Origin of the sequence: Streptomyces sp. NPDC047014, from assembly GCF_040644195.1 — a bacterium.
GTDB lineage: Bacteria > Actinomycetota > Actinomycetes > Streptomycetales > Streptomycetaceae > Streptomyces.
This window is the reverse complement of the sequence record NZ_JBEYVX010000001.1, coordinates 171,788-191,283: the sequence shown is the minus strand read 5'-3', so window position 1 is coordinate 191,283 and position 19,496 is coordinate 171,788. Positions and strand designations below refer to the sequence as shown.

General features: G+C 72.3%; 16 protein-coding genes. 11 read left to right on the top strand and 5 right to left on the bottom strand.

Going from position 1 to position 19,496, the window contains the following annotated elements:
• Positions 1-890: 890 nt before the first annotated feature.
• Positions 891-1,691 carry an MHYT domain-containing protein gene (locus ABZ873_RS00705; RefSeq protein ID WP_360863623.1) on the bottom strand — a complete coding sequence of 267 codons (801 nt, stop codon included), beginning with the start codon at positions 1,689-1,691 and terminating at the stop codon, positions 891-893.
• Positions 1,692-1,868: 177 nt separating this feature from the next.
• Here ABZ873_RS00705 and ABZ873_RS00700 point away from each other — a divergent pair, with 177 nt between their 5' ends.
• Positions 1,869-2,480, top strand: a complete 612-nt coding sequence (locus ABZ873_RS00700) for a methyltransferase domain-containing protein (RefSeq protein ID WP_360863451.1) — start codon at positions 1,869-1,871, stop codon at positions 2,478-2,480.
• 93 nt (positions 2,481-2,573) lie between these two features.
• Here ABZ873_RS00700 and ABZ873_RS00695 read toward each other — a convergent pair whose 3' ends face one another.
• The gene (locus ABZ873_RS00695; protein ID WP_360863450.1) at positions 2,574-3,488 is read right to left on the bottom strand and encodes an oxygenase MpaB family protein; all 915 of its coding nucleotides are present in this window, start codon (positions 3,486-3,488) and stop codon (positions 2,574-2,576) included.
• A gap of 136 nt (positions 3,489-3,624) precedes the next feature.
• Here ABZ873_RS00695 and ABZ873_RS00690 point away from each other — a divergent pair, with 136 nt between their 5' ends.
• Both ABZ873_RS00690 and ABZ873_RS00685 read left to right on the top strand, forming a co-directional pair.
• Positions 3,625-4,422 (top strand): hypothetical protein, encoded by a 798-nt coding sequence (locus ABZ873_RS00690; protein WP_360863448.1) that lies wholly within the window; start codon positions 3,625-3,627, stop codon positions 4,420-4,422.
• A 248-nt stretch (positions 4,423-4,670) separates the two neighbouring features.
• A complete protein-coding gene (locus ABZ873_RS00685; RefSeq protein WP_360863621.1) occupies positions 4,671-5,663 on the top strand; it encodes a polyprenyl synthetase family protein in 993 nt (330 codons plus the stop codon).
• Positions 5,664-5,807: 144 nt separating this feature from the next.
• On the opposite strand, the gene ABZ873_RS00680 is transcribed toward ABZ873_RS00685, so the two are convergent.
• Positions 5,808-5,990, bottom strand: a complete 183-nt coding sequence (locus ABZ873_RS00680) for a hypothetical protein (RefSeq protein ID WP_360863446.1) — start codon at positions 5,988-5,990, stop codon at positions 5,808-5,810.
• A 159-nt stretch (positions 5,991-6,149) separates the two neighbouring features.
• On the opposite strand from ABZ873_RS00680, the gene ABZ873_RS00675 reads away from it, so the two are divergent.
• Positions 6,150-7,436: a GAF domain-containing protein gene (locus tag ABZ873_RS00675; RefSeq protein WP_360863445.1), complete on the top strand. Its 1,287-nt coding sequence runs from the start codon at positions 6,150-6,152 to the stop codon at positions 7,434-7,436.
• Positions 7,437-7,489: 53 nt separating this feature from the next.
• Positions 7,490-9,013, top strand: coding sequence for an aldehyde dehydrogenase family protein (locus tag ABZ873_RS00670; RefSeq protein WP_360863443.1), 1,524 nt, complete (start codon positions 7,490-7,492; stop codon positions 9,011-9,013).
• A gap of 27 nt (positions 9,014-9,040) precedes the next feature.
• Here the strand turns inward: ABZ873_RS00670 and ABZ873_RS00665 are convergent, their stop codons facing one another.
• Positions 9,041-10,183: a helix-turn-helix domain-containing protein gene (locus ABZ873_RS00665; protein ID WP_360863441.1), complete on the bottom strand. Its 1,143-nt coding sequence runs from the start codon at positions 10,181-10,183 to the stop codon at positions 9,041-9,043.
• A gap of 86 nt (positions 10,184-10,269) precedes the next feature.
• Between ABZ873_RS00665 and ABZ873_RS00660 the strand changes: the two genes are divergently transcribed.
• Both ABZ873_RS00660 and ABZ873_RS00655 read left to right on the top strand, forming a co-directional pair.
• Entirely contained in the window at positions 10,270-11,325 is a 1,056-nt protein-coding gene (locus ABZ873_RS00660; protein WP_360863440.1) for a ferredoxin reductase, read from the top strand.
• A gap of 7 nt (positions 11,326-11,332) precedes the next feature.
• Entirely contained in the window at positions 11,333-12,451 is a 1,119-nt protein-coding gene (locus ABZ873_RS00655; RefSeq protein ID WP_360863438.1) for an acyl-CoA desaturase, read from the top strand.
• Between the two features lie 110 nt (positions 12,452-12,561).
• Here the strand turns inward: ABZ873_RS00655 and ABZ873_RS00650 are convergent, their stop codons facing one another.
• Entirely contained in the window at positions 12,562-13,266 is a 705-nt protein-coding gene (locus ABZ873_RS00650) for an alpha/beta fold hydrolase (RefSeq protein WP_360863437.1), read from the bottom strand.
• A 528-nt stretch (positions 13,267-13,794) separates the two neighbouring features.
• Between ABZ873_RS00650 and panD the strand changes: the two genes are divergently transcribed.
• From panD to ABZ873_RS00630, 4 genes are all read left to right on the top strand, one after another.
• Positions 13,795-14,238 (top strand): aspartate 1-decarboxylase, encoded by a 444-nt coding sequence (panD, locus tag ABZ873_RS00645; protein ID WP_360863619.1) that lies wholly within the window; start codon positions 13,795-13,797, stop codon positions 14,236-14,238.
• A 422-nt stretch (positions 14,239-14,660) separates the two neighbouring features.
• Entirely contained in the window at positions 14,661-16,445 is a 1,785-nt protein-coding gene (locus ABZ873_RS00640) for an ABC transporter ATP-binding protein (RefSeq protein WP_360863435.1), read from the top strand.
• Entirely contained in the window at positions 16,442-18,202 is a 1,761-nt protein-coding gene (locus ABZ873_RS00635) for an ABC transporter ATP-binding protein (protein WP_360863433.1), read from the top strand. The genes ABZ873_RS00640 and ABZ873_RS00635 overlap by 4 nt, the downstream gene beginning before the upstream one ends.
• 106 nt (positions 18,203-18,308) lie before the next feature.
• Positions 18,309-19,475, top strand: a complete 1,167-nt coding sequence (locus ABZ873_RS00630) for a pyridoxal-phosphate dependent enzyme (protein WP_360863431.1) — start codon at positions 18,309-18,311, stop codon at positions 19,473-19,475.
• Positions 19,476-19,496: the final 21 nt, after the last annotated feature.

The window sequence follows — 19,496 nt, the reverse complement described above, 5'->3', positions numbered from 1 at the left end:
AAGGGGTCGGGCCCGTGCGAGTGGTGGGCCCCCTGGTGCTGGTGGGGCCGGGGCGACTGCCGGGCCTCGCGGGACTGGCGTGGCCGGGTCGACTGCTGGGCCTCGCGGGACTGCCGAGCCTGCGGGGTCTCCCCGTCGCGCCGGGTCTGCCGGTCCGATCGGGTTTGGCCTTCCCGCAGGTCCTTGCGGGTCTCCCGGGCCCGCCGCGACCACTGCTCCACGGACTCGTGGGCCTGGTCGGCCTCATGGGGCTGAGAGAGCCGGCCGGATTGCCAGGTCCCGCGAGTCTGCCCGTCCTGCTGGGACGGCCCGTCCCGCCGGTCACCTTGGGCCTCCCGCTCCTGGCGCGACCGCTGGTCCGCCGGCTCCTGCGGCTGAACGGGCCTGTGGGGCTGAGCGGACGGGGGCGGCTCCCAGCTCTGACGAGCCTGCCCGGCCTGCTGGGTCCGCCACTCCTGGTCCACCGGTCCATGGGGCTCGTCGGGCCTGTGGGGTTGAGCGGACCGGGGCGACTCCCAGCTCTGACGAGCCTGCCCGGCCTGCTGGGACTCCCCGTACGGCAGGGTCTGCCGCCACTCCTGGTCCAGCGGCTCGTGGGACTGTTCGGGCCTGTGGGGCTGTGGGGACTTCCCGGTTTCGCGGGACTGTTGTGGCTGCCGATGCTCCCGGACAGGTCTGTCCTGCCCCGACCGGTGGGCCGTCGGCTGCTCGGTCGGTGGCCCGCCGGGGATCTGGCGGGCCGTGCCCGTGTTGCTGCCGTCCGCCGGTGTGGCCTGCCCCGGGGCCTTTGCCTTGGGTCTTCTGCGGGGTATGCGCATGTGTTCCTCGTTCCGGGGCGGTGCCTACGGGCAGTCGTGCGGCGGGCGGATCCTGCGGTGGGGAGGCGGCGGTCAGTGCGCCGGGGCGGTGGGCGGATCGCTCAGGCGTCGGGCGGAGACCGGCCCCGTAGCTGGAGCGGAAGCCCCGCCCCCACCCCCGCCCCCGCCTGCCGACGGGGAGAGGGCCACGAACGCCGCGGTGATGAAGAGGTACGAGCCCAGGACCACCGCCAGCGGGAAGATGAACTGCATGGCCGTGGCTCCGGGCAGTGCCGCGTCCGAGGGGCTGACCCGCACGCTGACGGCCGTCATCCCCGTGTAGTGCATGCTGCTGACCGCCGCGCCCATGACAAGCGAGGCGGCCGCCACCGCCGGCGGCGACCTGATGTTGAGCGCGGCCCACAGGGCGGCCGTCGCCGCGACCACCGCGATGGTGACGGAGAGGCCGACGGTAAAGGGGTCGTAGGAGATCTGGCCGTGCAGCCGCAGGGCCGCCATGCCGAGGTAGTGCATGCTGGCGACGCCGAGTCCGGTGGTGAGGCCGCCGAGGACGAGGGAGCGGCCGTGGCCGACGGCGAAGACCCCGGCGCCGACGACCAGCATCGCCACGAGCAGGCTGAGGATCGTGAGCGGCACGTCGTAGTGGATCTCGGTGCCGGTGACCTCGAAGCCGAGCATCGCGACGAAGTGCATGGTCCAGATGCCGGTCCCGATGGCGGAGGCGGCGGCGAGGAGCCAGTTGCGGCGGGAGCTTCCCGTCGTGGCGAGCGCGCGGACGGTGCAGCGCAGCCCGAGGGCGGCGCCGAGCGATGCCATCACATATGACAGCACGGGGGTCAGCCAGCCGAATGCGGCGTGGTCCAGATGTCCCAGGTGTCCCATGGCCACGGGACGCTAGTCCGGGTGAGGGCGCGAACAGGGGGCGCATTTCGAAAGCAGCTGGAAGTGCCGGAATATGACAGGGCGGCGTCCACCTTCGATCACCCCACGCGTCTCCTTGCGCACAGTGCGCGGACAGCCACACCCGCAACCTTGCGGGATCATGGCCCCATGAGCGAAGACCGGACACACGACCGGACCCAGGTGCAGGAGTTCTTCGGGGCGCGCGCCGCCGACTGGGACCGGAAATTCGCCGAGGACGGCCCCGCCTTCGCGGCCGCCGTGGCCGAAAGCGGTCTGCGTCCCGGGGACCGGGTGCTCGACGCCGGCTGCGGGACCGGGCGGGCGCTGCCCGCGCTCCGGTCCGCCGTCGGCCCGGAGGGCACCGTGCTCGGCGTGGACCTCACCCCGCAGATGCTGGCCGCCGCGCAACGGGCCGGCCGGGCGGCCGAGGGCGCCCTTCTGCTCGCCGACGTGGCCCGGCTGCCGCTGCGCGATGCCGCCCTGGACGCGGTGTTCGCCGCCGGGCTGATCGCCCACCTGCCGGAGCCGGGCGCGAACCTGCGCGAGCTGGCCCGGGTGGTCCGGCCCGGCGGCCGGCTCGCGCTCTTCCACCCGATCGGGCGGGCCGCCCTGGCCGCGCGCCACGGCCGCGAGCTGACCCCGGAGGACCTGCGGGCCGAGCACAACATCGGCCCGCTCCTGGGCTCTTCGGGCTGGGAGATGATCTCGTACGCCGACCAGGACCACCGCTTCCTGGTCCTGGCCACGCGCCGCCCCTGAGCCCGAGCCCCCTGCACCCACACAGACAGACAAACTGACTGACAGACAGTCGTACGTCGGCCCCTCACCCCGCGCCTGCGGACGCCCCCGGGATCAGGCCGGAGGCTGTGCCTCGGCTCCGGCGGGCCGGCGCGGATGCGGGACGGGGCAGCCGCGCGAGCCGGGCACGGGAAAGGTGCCGAGCTCACCCACGTCGTAGCCACCGCGATAGCCCTTGATCTCCGGGTTCTGGCGGGCGTAGTGCGGCTCCCGGCGCGGAGGCAGCAGCCGCACCGCGCGGCCCCGCAGCCGCAGGGCGCCCTGCACCAGCTTCCGGATCCCGGGGTTCGGGGTCTCGTAGCGGAAGGCGTCGATCAGCGGGTCGTCGAGGAGGGCGATGCCGCCGCGGCGCACGGCGGGCGCGAGGGGCGCCGGGTACCAGGAAGCCATCAGGTCGAGGGTGGAGTCGGCGACCTTCCGGCCGCCCTCGTCCCAGCCGAAGTGGGCCTCCTCGTAGGCGTCGAGGGTGGCTTCGAACTCCTCGTAGGAGTCCGGGATGTCCGTGATGCCCATATGGCGGCCGAGGGTGGCGTAGTAGTTGGCGGAGGCCCGGCGCTCGTGGTGGGTCATCGGGCGCCAGCCGTAGGCGTCGAGCCAGCGCGACGGGATCACCACGAAGGTGCACAGGACGTAGCGCATGTCGTCGTCGGAGATGTCGTAGCTGCGGTGCATCTGGTTGACGCGGCGGATGGCGGTGCGCGCGGTGTCGCTGTCGAAGCCGTGCTCGACGACCGCGTCGAGGAGCAGCGCGGTGTCGTCGTAGCGCTTCTGCGCCCGGTCGGTGAACTCGGCGGTTTCGGCCAGCAGCCTGCCGATGCTCGGGACGGCGTACGTCCGGAAGAGGGCGAGCTCCAGGGCGCGGGTGAAGTCCCAGGGGAACTCGTAGGTGGCGGTGAGCCGGTAGATGGCGAGGAAGTCCTGGTCGGGGTCGAGCCGCAGGATCTCCCTGAGCCGGTCGTAACGCTGCACCGGGTCTACCTTTCTGTGGCGGGTTCCCAACTCTACGTGCAGGTAGCGGCCTTGGAAATCGTGGCCCGCGGGCTCTCGACGGGCGGGTTACCGAGTAGTTAAGGTGCGCCGACGAGAGAGCGAGCGGGAGGTCCGGGTGTCCGACGACGAGGGTGGCGGCTCGCTGTTCGTGCTGACCGCCGTACTGCTGACCCCCGCCCAGTTCCCCGGCTTCCTGGGCGACGACTTCCCGGAGGCGTGCGGCCTGCTGGGCGTGGCGCCCACGGCCGAGGGGTACGGGCTGGTGCTGGGGCAGGACGAGGAGGGCGCGCGCTGGACGGTCGTCGTGGACGACGTCTCGCTCGTGGCCGCGGCCATCGCGTCCTGGGACTGCGGCATGGAGTACGACCTCTCCCCCGACGAGCGGACCATCGTGGTCTCGCTGGCGGGCTGGCCGGTGGAGCTGTCGGTGGCCGCGCCGGGCATTCCGGAGCCGCACGATCCGGAGCAGGGCGCGGACGGTACGGGGCGGGTGCCGCTGGCGCCGCCGTCGGCGGAGGCGTGGGGTCCGGTGCAGCGGCGGCTCGGTGCCGACCAGATCGCCCGGGAGTGGGCGGACTGGCGGGAGCGGGTGGCCACGGACGGCGGGGCGGCGGCCGCGGCGCACCCGGGGCTGGCCCGCGCCCTGGAGGAGGCGGCGGAGTACACGCGTACCGCGCCGCCACCGGGGCGGGTGCGGTCCTCGTTCGCGGGTGAGGGGGCGCGGACGCTGCGGGTGGACGGGCCGGGGTGGTCGCTGGTGGCCCGCACCGGCGAGGCGGCCTTCGTGCTGCTGGACGAGGAGCCGGGCGAGGTGCTGGCGGTGCCGCGGGGCGGGGTGGCGGGGCCAGCCGGTCTGCCGGAGTTGCCGGAGCTGCTGGCGGCGCTGGACGGGGTCGCGGTCCGGCCGGTGTGAGCGGCGGGTGCGGCCGATCGGGCGGGTTCGGCGCATGACCTGCATGTGATCACTACTGAGCGGCGCAGGGGCGTCCGCATATCGGTTATGACCGGTAGTGGGCGTCTTTGACACAGGAGATTCGGTCACATCGGCTGAAAATCGCTCTGGATCCCCCTCCTCCGGAATGATCGAATCGGCCAGTCACGCGGCTCAAAGGTGCGCACCCCGCCCCGGCTCATTCCTCATGGAGGCCACTCTTGAATTCAATGTCGTACCTGGACCTGCACGGCGAGGTCGCTCAGGACATCGACGCCGAGATCGAAACGGCGCTGGACCGCCTCGGGCCGCTGGCGGCCACGACCCGCCTCTCGGTGGCCAAGCTCCTGGAGCACCGGAAACTGAGACATCCCCTGTCAGTACTGCCCTTGCTCACCCATGCGATAGAGACGGGCGATCCCCGCCCTGCCGTGCCGCTGTCCGCCCTGCACCTGCTCTGGTGGACCTCCGCCTGCTACCTCGACGACCTGGCCGACGCCGACGACCGGTCCATCGCCGGGGAGCTCACCGAGGACGAGGCGCTGCTCGCCTCCGTCATCACCGGGAACGCGCTGCCGATCCGGATCATCCTGTCGCAGGACCTGCCGGAGCCGGCCCGCCGTGCGCTGATCAACGAGTTCCTGAACGGCTGGATCATCGGGGTCGACGGCCAGCTGGACGACATGCGCGGCGACATCACCGGCGCGTCCCGGAAATCGCTGGTCGAAACCTACCGCGGCAAATCCGGTGCGCCCTTCGGAATGATTACGGCCATGGCGGCCATCTTCTCGGGGGCCACGGACGAGCGGGTGGAGCTGTGGCGTGAGTTCGGCTATGTCTTCGGGATCCTCTGGCAGCTGTTCAACGACCAGGAGGACATCCTGTCCGGGCGGGACGAGGACCTGCTCAACGGCACCGTGACCTATCTCCTCGCCTCCGTCGTCGAGGACGCCGCCCCGCTCTCCCGGGCGCGCATCATGGACCTGCACTCCGCCGCGGGCCGCTCGCCGCAGGCCAGGGCCGAGCTGGCGAGCCTGATGCGGACGCCCGCCGCGCTGGACGCGTACCGCGCGGAGATCGACGGCTTCCGCGCCGAGGCGTACCGGATCCTGGACGAGCTGGGCGGGGACGCGGGCTACCAGCCCATGCTCCGCCACCTCGTGGACCACGCCTCGCAGATGCTCCTCGAAGCCGAACTCCCCGAGGTCGCCGGCGCGGCCTGATCCCGCTGATCCGGGCGCCCGGAGGGAACCCGCTCTCACCCCGCACGCCCAGGCCCGGCCGGCATCAACGCCTGCCGGGCTCCGCACCCACCGCGGTGCGGGGCCCGGACACGCGCGCACCGGGCCCGCGGGCCAGGCACGGGCTCAGCGGCCGAGCTGCTTCCTGGACAGCCCCCGCACCCGTCGGCGCTGGGAGGAATCCAGCAGGAGGTATGCCGCGGCCGGCACGCCTATGAGGACCAGAAGCCCCGCCCAGAACCCGACCGTCCAGAACAGCACGATGGCTGCCACGACCCCGGCAACCGCGACCTTTCCGCTGGTGGACATCCGCGGACACCTCCTCCTGCCGTCGACCCTTACCCCCTCAACGCTCCGCCCCCCGCCCGCGTTCCCGCCGCCGCGCCCGTCGTCGTACCGCTTGCCGGGGACCCGTGGCGCGGCCACGATGGGGGGGCTCCGGGACCACGGCACCTCGGGGAGGACGGCATGGGTGATCCGTCGGTGGCGCTGCCCGGCGGGGCCGATCCGGCCGCACGCACGCGGGAACTGCGCCGGGCGCACGCCGTGTTCACGCGGGACGGGCGGATGGAGCCCCCGGTGCGGGCGGTCGTCGCGAAGTCCTGGCGGCGGTGCGCGCGGGCCCGGCTCAGCCCGGAGTGCGCGCCCGGCGTGGACCTGGCGGAGGCGGATCTGCGCGCCTACCGGCAGGACCATCCGCTGGCGCGGGTGCTGCCGCTGTTCCGGGATCTCGTCGGGGCCTTCGCCGCGCACGGCTCCCACCTGCTGGCGGTGTGCGACGCGCGCGGCAGCCTGCTGTGGGTGGAGGGCGAGCCGGGCACCCTGCGGCGCGCCGACGCCCTCGGCTTCGTGCCCGGCGCACGCTGGTCGGAGTCGGCCATGGGCACCAACGCCCCCGGGACGGCGGTCGCCCTCGGGGAGCCGGTGCAGATCTTCGGGGCGGAGCACTTCAGCCGGCGGGTCCACCCCTGGACCTGCGCGGCGGCGCCGGTCCGCGATCCCCGGACCGGCCGGGTGCTCGGCGCGGTGGACATCACGGGCGGCGAGGGGCTGGCCCACCCGCACTCGCTGGCGTTCGTCCAGGCGGTGGCCCGCGCGGCGGAGGCCCAGCTCGCCCTGCTCGACCCGGCTCCGGCCGGCGCCCCGGACACCCTGACCGCCCTGGGCCGCGACACCGCCCTGCTGACCCGCGGGGGCCGGCGGATCCCGCTCGGGCGGCGGCACAGCGAGATCATGGCGCTGCTCGCGCAGCACCCCGAGGGGCTGTCCGGCGAGGAGCTGTCGCTCGCCCTGTACGAGGACCAGTCGGTCCGCCCCGTCACCCTGCGGGCGGAGCTGGCGCGGCTGCGCGGGCTGCTGGGCGCGGGGGCCCTGCTCTCCCGCCCGTACCGGACGGCCGCCCCGCTGGAGGCGGACTTCACCGCCGTGACCCGGCACCTCGCCGCGGGTGCCGTGCCGGCCGCGCTGGACCGCTATCCGGGGCCGCTGCTGCCCGCCTCCACGGCGCCGGGGATCGTCCGGCTGCGCCGCCGCATCGAGGACCAGGCGCGGGCCGCCGTGATCGCCCGCGCCGATCCGGGGCTGCTGGCCGACTGGGTCTGCGGGCCGCGGGGCGCGGACGACCTGGAGGTGTGGCGGGCGCTGGCCGCGGCGCTGCCGCCGGGCGGACGGCCGGCCGCGCTGGCCCGCGTACGCGCCCTGGACGAGGAACTGGGTGCCGGGCACGCAACCTCGCCGCAACCCACCGGCTCCTAGCCTCCTCCCGAGCGCTGTCCGACGGCGGCCGGCGCCCGGCGACCGGAGGACTCATGACACGCTACGCCGCGCCCGGAACCGAAGGCTCCGTGATGTCGTACGCGTCCCGCTACGACCACTTCATCGGCGGCGAGTACGTCGGGCCGGTCCGCGGCCGGTACTTCGCGAACCCCTCCCCCGTCGACGGGCGGGTGTTCACCGAGGTGGCGCGCGGCACGGCCGAGGACGTGGAGCGCGCGCTGGACGCGGCGCACGCCGCCGCGCGCGCGTGGGGGCGTACGCCGGCGGCCGAGCGTTCCGCCGTCCTGCTGAGGATCGCCGACCGGATGGAACAGCACCTGGAATCCCTCGCGGTTGCGGAGACCTGGGAGAACGGCAAGCCGGTGCGCGAGACGCTGGCGGCCGACATCCCGCTCGCGATCGACCAGTTCCGCTACTTCGCGGGCGCCCTGCGCGCCCAGGAGGGGGCGCTCAGCCAGCTCGACGAGGACACGGTGGCCTACCACTTCCACGAACCGCTGGGCGTGGTCGGGCAGATCATCCCGTGGAACTTCCCGATCCTGATGGCGGTGTGGAAGCTGGCGCCGGCGCTGGCGGCCGGGAACACGGTGGTCCTCAAGCCCGCCGAGCAGACGCCCGCCTCGGTGCACCACTGGCTGAGCCTGGTCGCGGACCTGCTGCCGCCGGGGGTGGTCAACATCGTCAACGGCTTCGGCGAGGAGGCCGGCAAGCCGCTCGCGTCCAGCCCCCGGGTGGCGAAGATCGCCTTCACCGGGGAGACCTCGACCGGCCGGCTGATCATGCGGTACGCGGCGGAGCACCTCAAGCCGGTGACGCTGGAGCTGGGCGGCAAGAGCCCGAACCTGTTCTTCGACGACATCTGGACCGCGGACGACGCCCTGCGCGACAAGGCGTTGGAGGGCTTCACGATGTTCGCCCTCAACCAGGGCGAGGTCTGCACCAGCCCCTCTCGCGCCCTCATCGAACGCGGCCGGTACGGGGACTTCCTGGACGCGGCGGTGGCTCGTACGGAACGGATCGCGCCGGGGCACCCGCTGGACACGGAGACGATGATCGGGGCGCAGGCGTCGGAGGAGCAGCTGCGCAAGATCCTCTCGTACGTGGAGATCGGCCGGCAGGAGGGCGCGAAGATCCTCACGGGCGGCCGGCGCCAGGACCTGGGCGGCGAACTGGCGGGCGGCTTCTACCTCCAGCCGACGGTCTTCGAGGGCGACAACCGCATGCGGATCTTCCAGGAGGAGATCTTCGGCCCGGTGGTGTCGGTGACCTCCTTCGAGGACTTCGACGACGCGATCCGCATCGCGAACGACACGGCGTACGGCCTGGGCGCGGGCGTCTGGACCCGCGACATCAACACGGCCTACCGCGCGGGCCGGGCGATCCAGGCGGGCCGCGTCTGGACGAACTGCTACCACGCCTACCCGGCGCACGCGGCCTTCGGCGGCTACAAGCAGTCGGGCATCGGCCGCGAGACCCACAAGATGATGCTGGAGCACTACCAGCAGACGAAGAACCTCCTGGTCAGCTACTCCCCCCAGCAGGTCGGCCTCTTCTAGGAGCGCGAGGAGCGGCGCCTGACGGGGCTAGTGCCCGTCGGGCAGACCGACCGCCAGCGTCAGTTCGAGGACCCGGTGGGGCGATGCGAGATCCGGGAACAGTTCCCGCACCTGCGACATCCGGTACCGGACGGTCTGGGGGTGGACGAACAGCGCCGCCGCCACCTCCTCCCGCCTGCCCTGGTGCAGCAGCCACGCCCGCAACGTCTCCTCCAGCCGCCGTGCGGTCGCTGCGGGCAGGGTCAGCAAGGGTGCGAGGGCTCGGGCGCGCAGGTCCGCGAACGCGTCCACGTCGGCGCTCAGCACCAGCTCGGGCAGGTGGTCCTCGGTGTCGCGGATGTCGGAGGAGAGGGAGCGGGCGCGTGCGGCTCGTTCGTACGAGGCGGACGCACGCGTCCACGGCCGGGCCGGACCGACCACGGCGGCGCGGCCGGCCAGCTGCCGCAGGAGGTGCGGCCGGTCGGCATCGGGGACGAGCAGCACACCGGAGGCGTCCGGCAGATCGTCGAGGACGAGGGTGCCCGGGTCGAGCACGCGGTAGGCGGGCCGGGCATGGGCGGCGGGCAGCAGGACCGCGGTCAGCGAGGCCGGCGGCTGCCACCCGGCCCGTTGGACGGAGGCCAGCAGCACGTCCGGGCTCGCGCCGGCGAGGAGGTCGCGGGCCAGGTGTTCCAGGTGGCGTTCATGCTCCCGGCCCCGGGCGGCCAGTTCGTCGGCGTGGCCCGCGGCGCTCGCGGCGGAGAGCTCGTCGATGTAGGCGAAGGTCAGCTCGGCGAACCTGGCGACCTCGGCGGCGGGCAGACCCGCGGGTACGGCACCCGCGGCCAGGCATCGCCAGGCCACGCGGGCGCCGACGCGGTAGGCGCCGAGCAGGGCGTCCATCGAGCGGCCGTCGCGCACCTCGCCGCGCCCGAGTTCGTAGGCCGCGTCACCGGCATCGCCGCCCGTGGCGTGCCCGCTCGCGAGGTCCAGGTAGTGCCCCAGGGCGGTGCGGACGGCTCGCCGGATGGTGACGCCCATGCGGCCCGACAGGGCGTTGGCGTACGGCGGGACCTCGTCGATGATCGCCTGGACCACCTCGTCGGCGGTGGTCCTCAGCGCGGCCCGGAGTGCGGTGACCGTCGTCTCATCGAGTGCGAGTTCGGTGACCCTCCGGATGGGGTTGCTCATGTTTTATTCCCTGCGAACAAATCAGCTGTCCAGATTCACGTCCTACGGTCAGGACTTTACGCCCTGAGGCAGACCAAGCTGAGCTCATGACGAGTGCAGCCCTCCGCAGTGGGGCGTGGAAACTGCTGGAGATGGTCACGACGCCGCTGCTGCCGTCGGACTACCTCGACCTGGTCAGCCCGCTACGTGCGGGCGCCGACCTGCGGGGGCGCATCGAGGCCGTGCACCCCGAGACGGGTGACGCCGCAACCATCGTGATCAGGCCGGGACGGGGCTGGCGCGGTCACACGGCCGGTCAGTACGTGCGGATCGGGGTCGACGTCGACGGGAGGCGCCTGTGGCGCGCCTACTCCCTCACCTCGCCGACCGACCGCCGGGACGGCCGCGTCACGATCACCGTGAAGGCGATCCCGGACGGCAAGGTCAGCAACCATCTGGTCCGCCGGGCGAAGCCGGGCACGCTGGTCCAGCTCGACCAGGCGACCGGTGACTTCGTACTGCCGCAGACCAAGCCCGCCAAGGTGCTCTACCTGACGGCCGGCAGCGGCATCACGCCGGTGATGGGCATGCTGCGTGACACCGAGTTCGACGACGTCGTCATGGTCCACTGCGCGCCACGGCCGCAGGACGTGATCTTCCGCGACGAACTGCACGGCATGGTCGCGGACAGGAAGCTGCGGCTCACCGAGGTGCACACCGACACGGACGGCAAACTCGACGTCACCCGTCTCGACGCACTGGTACCCGACTGGGCCGAGCGCGAGACCTGGGCCTGCGGGCCCGCGGGCCTGCTCGACGCCGCCGAGGAGTTCTGGAGCGCACACGGCGTGCCGGAGCGCCTGCACACCGAACGCTTCCGCGCCGGCATCGTCGTCGCCGGTGACGGCGGCGAGGTCACGTTCAGCACCACCGGCAAGACCGTCGACGCGGACGGCGCCACGCCGTTGCTGGACGTCGGCGAGGAGGCCGGCGTGCTCATGCCGTCCGGGTGCCGCATGGGCATCTGCTTCGGCTGCGTCACGCCGCTCAAGGCGGGCTCCGTCCGCGACCTGCGCACCGGCGAGATCACCGAGGCCGAGCCGGGCGTCCTCATCCAGACCTGTGTGTCCGCCGCGGCGGGCCCCTGCGACATCGAACGGTAGGAGCACCTTGACCGCCATCGACCCCACCGCGCACCTGACCGCGGAGCAGATCGAGGAGCTCGGCCGCGAGCTCGACGCGATCCGTGACGAGGTGATCGCCAGCCGGGGGGAGAAGGACGCCGCCTACATCCGCAAGGTCATCTCCGCGCAGCGCAAGCTGGAGCTGGTCAGCAGGGGCGTACTGCTGTTCTCGATCTTCCCGCCCGCGTGGCTGATCGGCACCGCCGTACTGTCCGTGGCGAAGATCATGGACAACATGGAGATCGGCCACAACATCCTGCACGGACAGTGGGACTGGATGCGGGACCCGAAGATCCACTCCACCACCTGGGAGTGGGATCACGTCTCGCCGTCCGACCAGTGGAAGCACTCGCACAACGAGCTGCACCACACGTACACCAACGTGATCGGCAAGGACAACGACCTCGGCTACGGCATCATGCGCGTCGACGAGGACCAGAAGTGGCACCCGTTCCACCTCGGCCAGCCGCTGTGGAACTTCATCAACGCCTGCTTCTTCGAGTACGGCATCGCGGCGTACGACCTGGAGCTCGGCAAGAACCTGCACAAGCGCCGCCGCAACAACCCCGAGTTCCGCGCGCGGGCCAGGGCCGTCGGCCGCAAGATCCGCAAGCAGGTGCTCAAGGACTACGTGATCCACCCGCTGCTGTCGGGCCCGTCGTTCCTCCACACGCTCGCCGCCACGTTCACCGCGAACCTGGTCCGCAACATCTGGACCCACTCGGTGATCATGTGCGGGCACTTCCCCGAGGGCGTGCAGGTCTTCGAGCGCCGGTCGATCAAGGGCGAGACCCGCGGCCAGTGGTACCTGCGCCAGATGATGGGCTCGGCGAACATCAGCGGCAGCAAGGCCATGCACTTCATGACCGGCAACCTGTCGCACCAGATCGAGCACCACCTGTTCCCGGACCTGCCGAGCAACCGGTACGCCGAGGTCGCGGTGAAGGTCCGCGCACTGTTCGAGAAGTACGAGCTGGAGTACGTCACCGGGCCGCTGCCCAAGCAGGTGTTCTCCGCGTGGCACAAGGTCTTCCGGCTCTCGCTGCCGAACAGGAAGCCCAGGGCGAAGGCACCGGACCGCGAGCAGGAACTCGTCGCGGCCTGATCTCCGGTACCGGTCCGCCCCAAGCCAGGTGGGGCTCTTCCGAGCGCGCAGGAAACGGCGCCTGGACCGGGTTCTCGTCCGTCAGGCGCCGTCGGGTCGACGGGCCGGGGTCAGGCCGTGAGCGCGGTGGACTGACGGACGATGCGGAGTACCTCGGGTGCCGCCTGGTTGAGGTACATGTGGCCGCCCTCCATTTCCACGAACTCGAAGCCGCGGCTGGTGGCGTTCCGCCAGTCCTGTGCCTCGTCGAGGGTCACGTTGTCGTCGTCCCGGCCGCGCAGCGACGTGATCGGCACGGGGAGGCCGACGGCCGGATCGTGGGCGTATCCCTCGTACATCTCCACATCGGCGCGGAGCGCGGGCAGGATCAGCTCCCGCATCTCGGGGTTGCCCAGAGCCGGATGGCGGTAGCCCGCGAACTCCTCGACGCGCTCGATGAACGCCTCGTCCGGCAGGCCCGTCGCGCGCCGGGCCCGGCGCAGGCCCGGCCCAGGCGCTCCGCTGACGAAGAGCCGGGCCACCTCGACATCGGTGCGCGTCGCGAGCTCCTGGGCCAGTGCCAGGGCCAGGACGCCTCCGCTGCTGTGCCCGAAGAGCGCCACCCGGGTTCCCTCGACGCTCGACAGCAGCTGGGGCAGGACGGTGGCCACCGCCTCGCTGATGCTCCGTACCGGCTCCTGCTCGATCAGGCGCTCCCGGCCCGGGAGTTGTACGGGCACGAGCTCGATGTCGGGAGCCGCGTGAGCCCGCCACGAGCGGTAGTAGGAGGCACCGGCACCCGCGAAGGGGACGCAGACAAGAGACAACTTGGACACAGAGGTACTTTCTGATCTTCGGAGAGTTTCCGGCACCTGTGAGGATCCCCGCCGGAATCGGCGAGTCCGGGAGGCGGGGACGGCCGCGATCGCGGCACGAGGGAGCGCATCGGCGCGCAGGCGCGAGGCTGCGCGGGCCGTCGGCCGCACCGCGCGCCACCGAACGGCGGCACAGCTGGGCCACTTTGACGTGCATATTCTTAGGCCGCCCGCGGCCCTGTCAAGGGGGCCCGTCGCCGATCGGGCGGCCGCGGCCGGGCGGCCGGGCACCTTCACACCGCCGGTTATAGTCGGCTCCCGTGGGCCGGACCGCCGCCCACTGCGTCTTCCTGCCCTTTGCCGAACACCGGTCCCGAGCCGCACGCCGGCCCGGGAATCCGCGGGCAGGACTCCACCTGGCCAGAGGCGCACCCTTGCGCCCAGCGGCCCGTCCCGCGACTTCCCGTGCGGGCCCGCCGCGTCTTCCACGCCGTCGCCGTCGAGCGCGACGGCCCGTTCATCCCAGTCACGATTCGAGGGTTGACCAGCATGTACCGCACCATGATGAAGTCCAAGATCCACCGGGCGACCGTCACCCAGGCCGACCTCCACTACGTGGGGTCCCTGACCATCAGCGCCGATCTGATGGAGGAGGCCGATCTGCTGCCGGGCGAAAAAGTCGACATCGTCGACATCAACAACGGCGCCCGCCTGTCCACTTATGTCATAGAAGGACCCCGGGACTCCGGGATAGTCGGCATCAACGGGGCCGCCGCCCGGCTCATCAGCCCGGGAGACCTCGTCATCATCATCGCCTACGCCCAGGTGCCCGACGAGGAGGCCCGTGGGCTCAAGCCGCGGGTCGTCTTCGTCGACGAGCGCAACCGGGTGTCCCTGACCGGACACGACCCTGCGGAGGCGCCCGACGGGAGCGGGCTCGAGCGGGGCGACGTGGTCGCTCCCGCCCCGACCGGGGCCCCCGGCGCCCACTGAGCCGCAGGCGCCCGCGCAGCACCCTTCGGCCGCTCACCGCAAATCAGGCGTTGACAAGCTCGGGTCGCACTAAGAATATGGATCGCAAGCTGGCGCATTGTGCGCAGCGCAGGAACTCGGCTCCGTCAGACCGCTCTCCAGCGTTCCGGGGCCGTGCGTGATCCGCCCTGTCGGGCCGGCCTCCTTCCGCCGGGCATCGCCCGCGCCCCTCCTCCGTCACCGCCGGCCCCGTCGTCCTCATCGCGAGGGACGACGGGGCCGGCGGTGACGTCTTCATGTCCCCTGCCGCCTGTTGCCGGCACCTGCCGGTCTCCGTCCCCGCCGCAGCGGGACCGGACCGTCACTCCCGGACAGACTCGCTCCCGCGGCCCGTGCCGACACAGCGGTATCGGCCGATCCGAACCAACCCAAGGACGACCGCGATGACCGACGGACCAGACCTGCCCGGTGGTGCGCACCGGGTTCCCTACAGCGATCCCGGGGAGCCCGATCACCGCAGCCCGATGCGCTACCTGTGGTGGCTGACGGTGCGGCAGCGCAAACGGGTCCTGCTCGGCTCTTTGTGGGGCAGCACCTGGATGTGCGCCCTGATGCTGCCCCCCTACCTCATGTCCAGGACGATCGACGAGGGGCTGCGGGCCCGGGACACCGGCGCGCTGGCCGGCTGGGTGGCGGCGGTCCTCGTGGCCGGAGCCGCCATCGCGGTCCTCGGGATCCTGCGGCACCGCACCATGACCTTCATACGGGTCGACGCGGCCTACCGGACCGTGCAGGTCATCACCCGGCATGTCACCCGACTCGGCTCCACCCTCCCGCGCCATGTCTCGGCGGGCGAGCTGACCCATCTGCAGGCCGGCGACATCAGCCGGATCGCGCAGACCCTGACCATCACGGGCCCGGGGGTCGGCGCGGCGGTCGCCTACATCGCCACCGCCGTCCTCCTGTTCAACATCTCAGCCGTGCTGGCGGTCGTCGTCCTGCTCGGCGTCCCGCTGCTCGCGGTGACCGTCGGCCCCCTCCTGGAACGGCTGCACGGGGCCGAGGGCGACTACCGGGAACAGCAGGGCGTACTGACCGCCCTCGCCGGTGACATGGTCACCGGGCTCGGCGTGCTGAACGGCATGGGCGGCAAGCCGCTCTTCGCACGGCGCTACCGCGAACGCTCGCAGGCCCTGGTTCCGTTGGGATACCGGGTGGCCGCGCTCACGAGCTGGGTCCAGGCGCTCGGCGCCTGTCTGCCGCTCCTCTTCCTGGCACTGGTGACATGGCTCGGCGCCCGCATGGCGGCCGAGGGTTCGATCACGGTCGGTGAACTGGTGGCCGTGTACGGGTACGTGGCGGCGCTCCTGGTCCCGGTCTCCTTCTTCATCGAGGGTGCGGACGACCTGCCCCGCGGCCTCGTGTCCGCCCGGCGGGTGGTCGACATCCTGGCGCTCGCGCCGGATTCCGACCGGCACGACGCCCGGGTGGCCGCGCCCACCGGACCCGCCCCACTGCACGACCCGGCGTCCGGGCTGACCCTGCGGCCCGGGCGGCTGACCGCCCTCGTCAGCGCCCGGCCCGACCAGGCGCGGGCCGTGGTCGACCGGCTGGCGGGCTATCAGGAATCCGACGCCACCTGGGGCGGCACGAGGCTGTCCGACATCGAGCTCGCCTCGCTGCGGCGCCGGCTCCTGGTGTCCGACAACGACTCCTACCTCTTCGGCGGACCGCTGCGGACCGCCCTGTCCGTTCACGACGACCACTCCCCCGAGGAGATCGAGCGGGCGTTGCACGCCGCCGTGGCGCAGGACGTCGTGGCGTCGATGCCCGACGGCCTCGACTCCCCTCTGGACAGTCAGGGCCGCAACGTCTCGGGCGGACAGCGCCAGCGGCTCCGTCTCGTGCGGGCGCTGCTCGCCGATCCCGAGGTACTGGTACTCGTCGAGCCCACCTCGGCCCTGGACGCGCACACCGAGGCCACGGTCGCGACCCGGGTCGGCGCGTTCCGCCAGGGGCGCACCACCCTCGTCGTCGGTACGTCCCCACTCCTGCTCGGACATGCGGACGAGGTCGTCCACCTGGTGGACGGCAAGGTGGCGGCCACCGGCAGTCACGGCGAACTGCTCGCCACCCAGCCCGGATACGCGGCGCTCGTGTTCCGCGGTGACAGCGAGGGCGTCCCCGCGGCCAGTACGGCGCCCGCCCGAGAAGGAGACTCCCGATGAGCCGTACCGACGAGGCCAGGACCCTCCCGGTCGCCGATGCCGCGACGGTACGCCGGGCCAGCTGGCGGCTCCTGAAGGACGACGGGCGGTCCATGGCGGGCATTCTCGTCCTGACCTGCCTCGCCTCTCTCGCGGGACTGGCCGGCCCCTGGCTGCTGGGCCGGATCGTCACCCGGATCGAGGCCGGGGACATGACCGTCTCGCAGGTGGACGGGATGGCGGCCGCCGTGCTCGCCTTCGCCCTGGCGCAGCTGGTCCTGATCCGCTACGCACGCTACTTCTCGCACCGTTTCGGCGAGCGCGCGCTCGCCCGGCTCCGTGAGGAGGTCATCGACGGCGCGCTCGCGCTCCCGGCGCGTGTCGTCGACCGGGTGAGCACCGGCGACCTGGTGACGCGCTCCTCGCTCGACGTCGGCACGGTGGCCGCCACGCTGCGCAACGCGGCGCCGGATGTGTTCATCGCCGGCGTCCAGGTGCTGTTCATCTTCGTGGCCGTGTTCCTCCTCGACCCCCTCGTGGGGCTCTGCTCGCTCGTCGGCCTGCCGATGGTGTGGTGGGTCAGCCGCTGGTACCTCGCCCGTGCGCGGGACGCCTACCTCGCCGAGGGAGCGGCCGCGGGCGGCGTGGCCGAAGCCCTGAATTCCACCGCCCACGGTGCCCGGACCGTCGAGGCGTTCGGGCTGCGCCGCCGGCAGAACGGTGCGATCGACCAGGCCGTCGACACGACGTACGCCGCGGGCGTGCGCACCCTGCGGCTGCGGACCGTGCTGTTTCCCGTCACCGAGTTCGCCCATTCGCTGCCCATGGCGCTCATCCTGCTGGTGGGCGGCCTCAGTTACCTGAACGGGACGCTGAGCCTGGGCGCGGTCGTGTCCGGCAGCCTGTACATGTGGCAGTTGGTCGACCCCCTCGACCGTGCGCTCGCCTGGGTCGAGCAGCTCCAGCGCAGCGGTGCGTCCTTCGCCCGGATCAAGGGCGTCGGCCTGGTGGCGGAGCAGCCGCGGTCCGAGGTCCGGAAGCCTGAGGACGACCGCATCACGGTCAGCGGTGTGCGTTACTCCTACACGGGCGCTCGGGACGTGCTGAGCGATGTCGGCCTGCAGGTACGACCGGGTGAGCGGCTGGCGGTGGTCGGTCCCTCGGGAGCCGGCAAGTCCACCCTCGGCAGGCTGCTGTCCGGGGTGGACCTGCCGGACGCCGGTGACGTGCTGGTCGGCGGTGTGAAGGTCGCCGATCTGGCCGCATCCGGCGAGCTGGGCACCCGTATCGTCCTGATCACTCAGGAACACCACGTGTTCATCGGCACCCTCCGGGAGAACATGACGATGGCGGCCCCGGACGCCGACGACGAGGCCGTCCTCGAGGCGCTCGCCATGATGGAGGCCGACTGGGTACGGGACCTCCCCGACGGGCTCGACACCGTACTGGGCGCGGGCGGGGTCGAGCTGGAAGCCTCCCAGGCGCAGCAGCTCACGCTCGCCCGGGTCCAGCTCGCGGATCCGCACACGCTGATCCTCGACGAGGCGACGGCCCTGCTGGATCCCACGACCGCCCGTCAGGCCGAGCGGGCCATGGCCGCCGTCCGCTCGGACCGCACCGTCATCGCCATCGCACACCGCCTGCAGACCGCCCATGACGCCGACCGCGTCGCGGTCATGGAGGCGGGCCGCATCGTCGAGCTCGGTACGCACGACGAGCTCACCGCCGCGAACGGGCCCTACGCCGCCCTGTGGCGCTCCTGGAACGGCGAAGGCTGAGCCGCTCCCTCCACGAGAACGCCTCCCGGCCAGGACCGGGGGGCGTTCTCGTTTCCCTGCCTCCTTTGTGCCCCGCTGCACCCCTCCGAAGGGACCCCGCACCTCCATGGTTGCCACGAAGCACGTCGAAGCGGCCGAGAAGTTCGACCTGGTCTGCCTGCTCTGCGAGAGCGTGTTCCCGCCCGCCCTCGTGTACCGATGTCCGAGCTGCTCGGGCGCGTTGGAGCCCCGGTACACGCTGGACCGGCTGACCCGGTACGAGCACGCGGATCCGGAGCAGGTCTACTTCGACCTCCTGCCGCTGACGGCGCGGGAGTTCCTCGACAGCGGCGTCACCAGGCGGACGCCCTGCCGGCCGGCGCCGCGGCTGGGCGCGGCCATCGGGGTCCCGGACCTGTGGGTCAAGGACGAGTCCCAGCAGCCGACCCGTACCACCAAGGACCGTCTCGCCGCGCTGGTGCCGGCCGTGCTGCGTCAGTTCGGGGTCAAGGAATTCGTCGCGTCGAGCACGGGGAACAGCTCGACCGCTCTCGCGCGGGCGGTGCAGATGGATCCCGCGATGCGCGGGAACTTCTTCTGCGGCGAGGACTTCGTCCGCAACCACGCCGTGGCGCAGGACGAACGGACCTCACTGACCGTGGTCGCGGGAAGCTATGTGGCGGCGTCCGCCGAGGCCCGCCGGTTCGCCGCCGCGCGCGGGCTCCACCTGGACGCCGGGTTCTTCAACTGGGCCCGGCGCGAGGGTCTCAAGCTGGCCTACCTGGAGGCCCTGGACGCGATGGACCGTACCCCTGACGTCGTGGTGCAGGCCGTGAGCAGCGGTATGGGCATGCTCGCCGCACACAAGGGGATGCGCGAGTACCTGGCCCTCGGCGAACTCGACCGGATGCCGCGGTTCCTCATGGTTCAGGAGCAGTCCTGCGCTCCGGCGGCCGACGCGTGGGCGGAGGGCCGGACGGAGCTCACCGCGGACGACGTGATCGACCAGCCGTCGGGACTGGCGACGGCCATCCTCCTCGGTGACGGCTCGCCCTACTACCCGTACCTGCACGCCATCGCCACGCGGACCGGGGGGTCGATCGTCCGGGCCTCCCGCGAGGAGCTCGTCGAGGCGCGGCGCATGCTCGCGGAACTCGAGGAGATCGACGTCTGCTACGCCTCGGCGGCCACCGTCGCGGCGGTGCGCGACGAGGCGGCCGCGGGCCGGATCCGGCCGGACCAGACGGTCCTCCTCAACCTGACCGGACGCAGCCGGATGGTCGAACCCTCCTGATCCCTCCCGCCCCGGCGGCGA

What these genes read in the sequence shown, in the direction of transcription:
- ABZ873_RS00700 (WP_360863451.1), top strand. Translation starts at nt 1,869, where the DNA reads ATGAGCGAAGACCGGACACACGACCGGACCCAGGTGCAGGAGTTCTTC.
- ABZ873_RS00685 (WP_360863621.1), top strand. Translation starts at nt 4,671, where the DNA reads ATGTCGTACCTGGACCTGCACGGCGAGGTCGCTCAGGACATCGACGCC.
- ABZ873_RS00680 (WP_360863446.1), bottom strand. Translation starts at nt 5,990, where the DNA reads ATGTCCACCAGCGGAAAGGTCGCGGTTGCCGGGGTCGTGGCAGCCATC.
- ABZ873_RS00675 (WP_360863445.1), top strand. Translation starts at nt 6,150, where the DNA reads ATGGGTGATCCGTCGGTGGCGCTGCCCGGCGGGGCCGATCCGGCCGCA.
- ABZ873_RS00670 (WP_360863443.1), top strand. Translation starts at nt 7,490, where the DNA reads ATGACACGCTACGCCGCGCCCGGAACCGAAGGCTCCGTGATGTCGTAC.
- ABZ873_RS00665 (WP_360863441.1), bottom strand. Translation starts at nt 10,183, where the DNA reads ATGAGCAACCCCATCCGGAGGGTCACCGAACTCGCACTCGATGAGACG.
- ABZ873_RS00660 (WP_360863440.1), top strand. Translation starts at nt 10,270, where the DNA reads ATGACGAGTGCAGCCCTCCGCAGTGGGGCGTGGAAACTGCTGGAGATG.
- panD (WP_360863619.1), top strand. Translation starts at nt 13,795, where the DNA reads ATGTACCGCACCATGATGAAGTCCAAGATCCACCGGGCGACCGTCACC.
- ABZ873_RS00640 (WP_360863435.1), top strand. Translation starts at nt 14,661, where the DNA reads ATGACCGACGGACCAGACCTGCCCGGTGGTGCGCACCGGGTTCCCTAC.
- ABZ873_RS00635 (WP_360863433.1), top strand. Translation starts at nt 16,442, where the DNA reads ATGAGCCGTACCGACGAGGCCAGGACCCTCCCGGTCGCCGATGCCGCG.
- ABZ873_RS00630 (WP_360863431.1), top strand. Translation starts at nt 18,309, where the DNA reads ATGGTTGCCACGAAGCACGTCGAAGCGGCCGAGAAGTTCGACCTGGTC.